The organism is Vibrio sp. 10N.222.52.B7, from assembly GCF_041474275.1.
Lineage (GTDB): Bacteria > Pseudomonadota > Gammaproteobacteria > Enterobacterales > Vibrionaceae > Vibrio > Vibrio crassostreae_C.
Genome location: NZ_JBFRTU010000519.1, coordinates 1 through 249 on the forward strand (window position 1 = coordinate 1; position 249 = coordinate 249).

Consider the following 249-nt stretch of genomic DNA (forward strand, 5'->3'; position numbering starts at 1 on the left):
AATGGGCTTCTAAGATCACCGGTATTCCCGTTGATACTATCGTCAAGCTTGGCCGTGAAATGGGCACAGCAAAACCGTGCGCAATCCACCAAGGCTGGGGCCTGCAACGTACTGCGAACGGTGAGCTAGCGTGTCGTGCAATCGCTATGCTGTCATTACTAACCGGTTCTGTGGGTGTGTCTGGCGGTTCAACAGGCGCTCGTGAAAGTGACATCAACATTCCGTTTGTTCGCTTCCCTACTGTGCCAA

1 pseudogene is annotated in these 249 nt (G+C 53.0%); it reads left to right on the top strand.

From position 1 onward, the window contains the following. A pseudogene (locus AB4512_RS23980) lies at positions 1–249 on the top strand (dimethyl sulfoxide reductase subunit A); the annotation flags it as partial.